Annotated in this window: 5 protein-coding genes; 3 read left to right on the plus strand and 2 right to left on the minus strand. The window is 64.3% G+C overall.

The genetic code is table 11. The features are described from left to right. Window positions 1-71: 71 nt before the first annotated feature. Entirely contained in the window at window positions 72-1,166 is a 1,095-nt protein-coding gene (locus ACROSR_RS19680) for a plasmid recombination protein (protein ID WP_432687590.1), read from the minus strand. Between the two features lie 437 nt (window positions 1,167-1,603). Further along, a complete protein-coding gene (locus ACROSR_RS19685) occupies window positions 1,604-3,328 on the minus strand; it encodes a DUF927 domain-containing protein (RefSeq protein ID WP_432687591.1) in 1,725 nt (574 codons plus the stop codon). Between the two features lie 473 nt (window positions 3,329-3,801). Between ACROSR_RS19685 and ACROSR_RS19690 the strand changes: the two genes are divergently transcribed. The 3 genes from ACROSR_RS19690 (at window position 3,802) to ACROSR_RS19700 (ending at window position 6,661) form a co-directional block, all read left to right on the plus strand. Further along, entirely contained in the window at window positions 3,802-4,467 is a 666-nt protein-coding gene (locus ACROSR_RS19690; protein ID WP_432687592.1) for a hypothetical protein, read from the plus strand. 75 nt (window positions 4,468-4,542) lie between these two features. Further along, window positions 4,543-5,109: a hypothetical protein gene (locus ACROSR_RS19695; protein WP_432687593.1), complete on the plus strand. Its 567-nt coding sequence runs from the start codon at window positions 4,543-4,545 to the stop codon at window positions 5,107-5,109. Between the two features lie 133 nt (window positions 5,110-5,242). Beyond that, window positions 5,243-6,661 (plus strand): AAA family ATPase, encoded by a 1,419-nt coding sequence (locus ACROSR_RS19700; protein ID WP_432687594.1) that lies wholly within the window; start codon window positions 5,243-5,245, stop codon window positions 6,659-6,661. Window positions 6,662-6,700 lie beyond the last annotated feature (39 nt).

Here is a 6,700-nt window from a genome sequence, read left to right on the forward strand (position 1 = left end):
CTTCCCTATTCCAAGACAGGGACGGATTCCCAGAAATCATAAGTCAGAAGAAGGTGGGCCCCAGATCGCGCTTACAGCCTTACCGTCTTTTCGGATACTTCCAGCGACAACTCCGACACCTTCAGGCTCAAATCGTGTGCCTCGCCTTCAACGCGCGCCGTCGTCCGCTCCACCTCGCGGCGACGCTCATGCGCGCGGTCCTCGAGACGGGCGGTCCAGCCGCGTACAAACGCGGCGGCGAGCCGCCCGCGCTGGCGTGTGATCCGGGCCTCAGCCACCGCCCGCTCGGCCTCAGTCTTGCGCGCCTGCGCATCGCGGATCGCGCGCTTGCGCGTTTTTCTGACCGTGGAGCTGGCCACGGCGCGGGCGTCGGACTTGATGGTCTCCGCCCGGTGCGCAGCCGCGCGCTTGATCCGATCCGCATCTTGCACCGCTTTCCGGCGCTGGTCTTTCCGCCACTGCGACGGCGGGACATGCGCGCGCGGGTCGGGCCCTTCCAGACCGGCAGCCTTCGCCTCCCGCGCGGCCTGCGCGCGCCGCTCACCGCGATGGATCCCGAGGTCAAGGAAGGCCTCGCCGGCGAGGTCCTGCGCGTATTCGTAGTTTGCAAGGAGCGGGTTGGCCGAAGGCTGCAAGAGCCGCTGCCGGCCGCGGTTCTCGCTGACCTTCTCGACCCAGACGGCGACCGTAAAATGGATATGAAACGCCTCTTCATCCTCGTGTGAACTCGCCTCACGCAGTTGCCCGCCCCGGAAATGCTCCTGGAGGAAGTCCAGAGCCCGCTGCTGGAACGCCGCGACCCGATCGGGATTCCAGTCTTCCTGCCCGGCGCCGCCGAACCACCGCTTGTTCACCGTCAGGATCCCCTCGCGCAACGGTCCCGCGCGCGTGAATTTCCACGGATCGCGAGGGCCCCGCTCCCGTAGCTGCCGGGCTTCCTTGCGGCGTCCCTTGCGCTGTCGCGCAGCAATCTCCTCCGCAAGGTTGTCCGCGCCTGCTTTTTCGACCTCCGAATGAAGCTGTGGGATCCAGGCACGGTCGCCAATTCGGCGCGCGTTGAGACGAGACAGGTCTTTCCTGACATGGCTGAGATCGCCCCCCGTCCGCCTGTCGTGCATCGCGCGGCGTTTCAGGTCTCGCGGAAACATCGAGGCGAAGCGCAGCACGACGGGCGCGGTGTCGATCTGTTCGACCGGTTCCGGGGTGTCAAATCGGGGATGCAAGGACATGCCAACGTTCCTCGGATGAGTTTCACTGATCCGATTTTCGTCGATCCCTGTGAAAAAGCTCAGCAAAAAATTTTCAGGATTGCCCGGGTTTTTACTCACTAATGTTCTTGCGCCGCCGGGGAGACCCCGGCGCCGCAAGAACCGCTCGCAAGGGGGATACCCCCTTGACCCCTTCTCGCGCTCCGCCCGGCCTTCGGGCCGGGCGGAACGCTGCGACCAGCAGCCTGCTGGACCCTCCTCCCTGACGCCGGCAGGATTGTCCCATTTTTTGCAAGAACACCTTCGATGGTTGATGAGCGACGATCAATTTTCCTTTCGACGATCACCCCCGAATTCGTTTTTCCTGTCAATGCATGGCCGAGATGGATCGTTGCTCATCCCCCGGCGCGATCGTCTGCATCCCCGTGCCCGGCAGTGGCGAAACGCAGGATTTCGGGTCGGCGGATCTTGTATGCGCGGGGACGTCCGGGAACCCGGCTGGGCAGGCGGAACTGGTTTCCGCGCTCCCGGCCCGGCCGCAGCAGATCCTGTGCGATCAGCAGATCGATCAGGCGCTCTAGGCTCGCCTCTCCCGCCGTCGCGACGGCTGTCATTGTGCGCACGGTCAGATATACCGCATGATCATCGTGCCAGCCCACATCACTCAGCGGGACAACCGCATCCGCGGTGTCCAGAGGCGTCAGCGCGTCTTCACGCAGAAGACGGCGGATTTCAGTCGCCGCTTTGCTCAACAGAGCACGGTCCTGGCTCGACAGCACACCCCGGTGACGGGCCACCCACTCCTTGAAAAGCCGCTGACACAGCGATTTCGGCCTTTTCATCCCGGGGACCAGTTTCTGTTTTTCAAGAACGGCCCCCGTTCCGTGCAGCGCCCCGATCACGCGGCAGACGCGATCGGTCTCCGCATCGACGGGAACCGTATCCTTCTCGGTCAGCACGTCGCGAATGTCGTCGGTCCGGATTTCCAGGAAAATACGCTGGTTCCCGATCCCCCAATTTATGGCGGATCGCACAAAGCCGGGGCCGAACACCCCGCTGTTGCTGGCGGCGGTCTCCATGATTTCGTCGGCGCGTTCCGTATCCCAGCTCCGCGTGTCGACATCGACGACATGCCGAAAGTCCTGGACGGACGATGCGCGCCCGTCCGTCGGAACGAGCGGCGTCATCCCCGTCGACAGGACCACGACCCGTCCTTTGGCCTCCATCGCCGCCAGGGCCTCGGTCACCGCGGGGACCTTCCGATGGTGACGCGGCTCATACCCCTCGAGAACCACCAGCCCGTCCCGGGCCGCCTCGATCTCGGCGAGGATCCGGGGCAGCGGGTCGCGCCAGCCGAGCGTGAGCTGCGCCGGCGGCCCCCAGAGACCGGCGGCAACGGTGCGCATGATCCGGCCCGCAGTTTCGTTTCCATGCGCATGAAGCAGGAATGACGGGGCCCCGCTCACGGGCAGGATCACCGGCGCCAGCGCGGCGCAGAGGCCGACCGTCATCGCATCGGACATGCCGGCGTCAAACAGCGCCGCCTCCCACGCCTCTTCCACGCACCGATCCGATGACGGGGCTGTCACACGGGGGCGCCCGCTGAAGAGAACCTCGCGAGGGGCCCGCGCATCGGTCACAATCTCGCCCGTGGGGCAGATGAAGGTATCGAACCCGTCTCCGACCCATCCAGTCACCTCCACCGCCAGGCCGATGCGGTCGACCGGCATGGCGCGCAGCATGTCGCAGACCTCTTTCGGGCGGCCGCGCAGATCGAAGCCTCGGTCCACCAGCCTGGCGACGACTCGCCCGGGGGCCCCGAGCAGGTCGCGCATCGCGACGACCGCGCTCTGCCAAGTCCCATCGACCGATCGGAAAGCAAGCTCCGCACACCAACCGGCACCCGTCGCGGTGCGTGCGTGCGAGCGCACGATCACCGGACCGCAGAGCGGCCGGGACCGACCCGCGGATTTAAGCTTGACGATCATGTGACCGTCGAGATCGTAGCCACTCGGCAGACGCGCGTCGAGATCCCGGACAACCGGATCCGTTTCCATCTCGCTCGCCGGCGGCGCTTCGTTCGCGGCGGGCACGTCCGGCTCCGTTGTGTTGTCAGACATTTAGGCTCATCCTGTTGCTTTCAGTGCGCTGAACTACTTCGGCGCCGGTAGCCCGATCTGTTGTCCGCGCGATTTTCCATAGATAGCAATGATCTCTGTTCATCCAATCCGGATACTTTAAATTTGTGATCTTTTTGGAAAAGGCTCTTCGTGAAGACGTCGTGGCGGTGCCGACGCGTCGTCGCGCAGGGCTTACAGCGACAACCCAGGAGAGAATTTGCGCATCCTTCGCAATTGTCCGATATCTATCCGCTATTTTGTCCGCTTGGTAAATGTTGAAAATCATATGCTTGTTTACGTCCATTTAGGATTAATAGGAAAATCTAGCGATTTTTTTGATGATTCCTCTTGAAGCTTGATCACGACAAGCCCACCTAGTCTCGTATGGTTATCGGGCGCCCGATTGAGCGGGCGAAGCGGGAGCGCCAACTCCCACCCCGCCCTGACCACAACGAGTCGAACGGAGACCCGTCATGGCTAAGCTTATCGTATCCCGCCGCGTGGGCGGTTTCAATTCCGCGCAATTCCCCTTCAATCTTATCTCCCCGGCCCGCAGGGCGGATGCGGCTCTCGCGGAGTTGGCCGAACTCGGACACGATGCCGCCGAGCAGAAGCCGATCTCGCGCTCTGCGACTGACGCGCCGACCACGTCGGTGATGGCCGACGTGCCGCTGGCGCATACCCGCGTCAGCCGGGCATTCGCCGGGTTGCTGCGCGATCTCGACGCCTGCATCGACGCAGAAGCCTCTTTGCAACGCGGTGCCGCAGATATCTTCGCGCCGGAGTTCGACGCGGCCCTTGCGAAAGCCGAAACGGCGCGCGCGCATCTGATGGCCCGCCTCGATCATCTGATCAATCTGCCCGCACAGCGCGCCGCGGATCGCCCGCTGCGCCTCATGGCCCTCTTCCTGCGGACCCTCCTGTCGGTCGAGAATGACGAAGATCGCGCGTATATTCACGCCACCGTGGCGCAGCATGCCCACCTGCTCGCCATCGCGGGCGCATACCCGTCCGCGCGGATGCTGCGCGGCCTCCAGCGCCACTTTTTCAGCAGTTGCGACGCGCTGATGCGCCTCGAGGATTTCAACGCTCCGGGACCCGACGATGACGGGGAAGGTGGCCCGGCGCTGGTGGCCTGAGCCGCCGGGTTCGGCAGTCGAACAGGCGGGGCCGCCCGTGGTCCCGCCCCTCCCTTTCCCGTCCTGGAGGCTCCCATGCATCAGCCTTTTTTTCCGGGGCTCACGCCCCCGCCGCGCCCGGCACTGGCGCGCGATGCGCGTGCCGCTCTCGCGCGATACCCCAATGTCGCCGCCGCTGATCTCTGCACGCACGCCAAGATCCTCGGCCACGCCGGTGAGCGTCTTGTCGATTGCGTGCTCGCCACGCTCGGAGAGCGCGTGGTCCCCGCGCCCGAGCATGAACAATTCGACCGTCTCATCTGGCTCGATACGTGCCTTTTGCGCATGCAGATCAAGACAAGGCATGTACCGACCGGGGGCAGTTATGTCTTCAACATCCGCCGCGGTTATCAGCGCGGCCCGGACGGGACGCGGCCCTATTCCCCTGAAGATTTCGATTGTCTGGCTTTGGTGGCCCTGCCGCATTTCGTCGTAAAGTTTACGTCCGAGTGGCACCACGTGCACAAGATCGAGGCGTCCGAGATACCGGACTTGCGGCAACGCCCGAGGGAGAGCTTCGATAACGCGCTCTGCGGTCTCGGGCTCCATGATGCCATTCCGGACTGCACCCGGACGTCCGTGCCGGATAGCGCCGCCGCCTGATCTTCAAACCGAGCCGGGCGATCGTGATGCGGTCGCCGGACCCCGTATCCATCAGAGCCGACAGTGCGTTGTGCATCCCCTCCGGCCGCATGAACGCGGCCGGACATCCTTTCCTACCTTTTGGAGACTTTTCATGACCCAGTCCAGAACTTCGACCCATGTCGCAGCCCCGGCCCTCGGCCGCCCCGATTTTACGCAGGAAAAAGGTCCGTCCACGACCGGCGCGCCATCGTCATCTGTCTCGGGTGATTGGCGGGCCTTTGCTCGCGACCTCCGGAGGTCTCTTTCGGAGACACGACCGGGCTGGGCCTTTAGAGCCCATCCGGCTCCGGTCGCCTCTGCTTCGGTCGGGGACACGGACGCGGCCGAAAAGGAGGGCCTCGATGCACAGGACCGAACCGGGGGCGCCTCCGAAAGCGGGCTCACCGCTGACGGCGCACCCGATACCCCGTCCGACGATTGGGATATCGATGCGATGATCGACTCGATCGAGCATGAGGACACCTTCGGCCCGTCGCTTCCTCCGATCCCCGGAACCCGTTCATCGTGTTGCAAGGTCTACCGCCTCAAACCCGCCTGCGCGATGGCTCTCCTGCGGGTCGCGAAAAGTTTCGGATCGGTCGAGCAGATGGTCGAGACACTCGCTGCCCCGGGAACCGTGACGCTGCTCACAACCGCCTCGAGCGGACTGGATACCGTGATCCGGGACCTGCTCAAACATGTCATCGGCGAGACCTTCTTCTGGCCCGAAGACGTACCGGGGCCCAGTATCGTGAGGGCCGAAGAGGCCTTGCGGCCCCAGACGCAGCGCCATGTCAGGGCTTTGGGACATCTCATGCCGGAGCTTGTTGAGGCAATCGAGACACGCCGTCCAGCCGTTCTGATCACGCCGGACGCCGGAACGAGCCCGAAGGCGCTGCGGGCGTTGAGCCCGGTGCCTTTGCGGCTCGCGCCCTTTGACCGGGAGATGCTGAAGGAGGTGCTGGCCGAAGCATATCCCGATGCCGCGATCAGCGCCGAGCTTCTCGACGCGCTACCCGGATCTGCCCCGCTCGCTTCTCTCGATCCGGACGACCTTGTGCTGGCCCTGCGCTGGCCGGATCCGGCCAGCGCAGTCGCCGCTCTCGCGCAGGATCACGCGTCAGAAGATACCCATGGGCCGGGCCTCTCGGAATTCCCCTTGCCTGCGTCGGTCCGCCGGCCGCTCGAGCAAATGATCGAAGACCTGCGCGACTGGAAGGCTGGCGATATCGGCTGGGGTGACGTATTGCAGGGCCTGCTTCTCGTCGGCCCTCCGGGAACCGGCAAGACGCAGTTGGCCCGGCTGGTCGCAAGAGAAGCTGGATTGACAGTCATCGCGGGCTCCGTTGCCACGTGGCAGGCGCGGGGAGAACGATCGAGTGATCTTGTCAAAGCCATGAAGGCGGATTTCGCGAAGGCGGCGACGATGGCGCCAAGCATCATCTTCATTGATGAACTCGATTCTTTCGGAGATCGGCAGCGCCGGGACCATAGTAAGCGCCAGCTGGGCCCCACGGGCTTTTCAGCTTGACGTCTGGAAGTTCCAAGGGAGGAGTTCGTCGATCCGGTT

Origin of the sequence: Roseovarius tibetensis, assembly GCF_050896375.1 — a bacterium.
GTDB lineage: Bacteria > Pseudomonadota > Alphaproteobacteria > Rhodobacterales > Rhodobacteraceae > Roseovarius > Roseovarius tibetensis.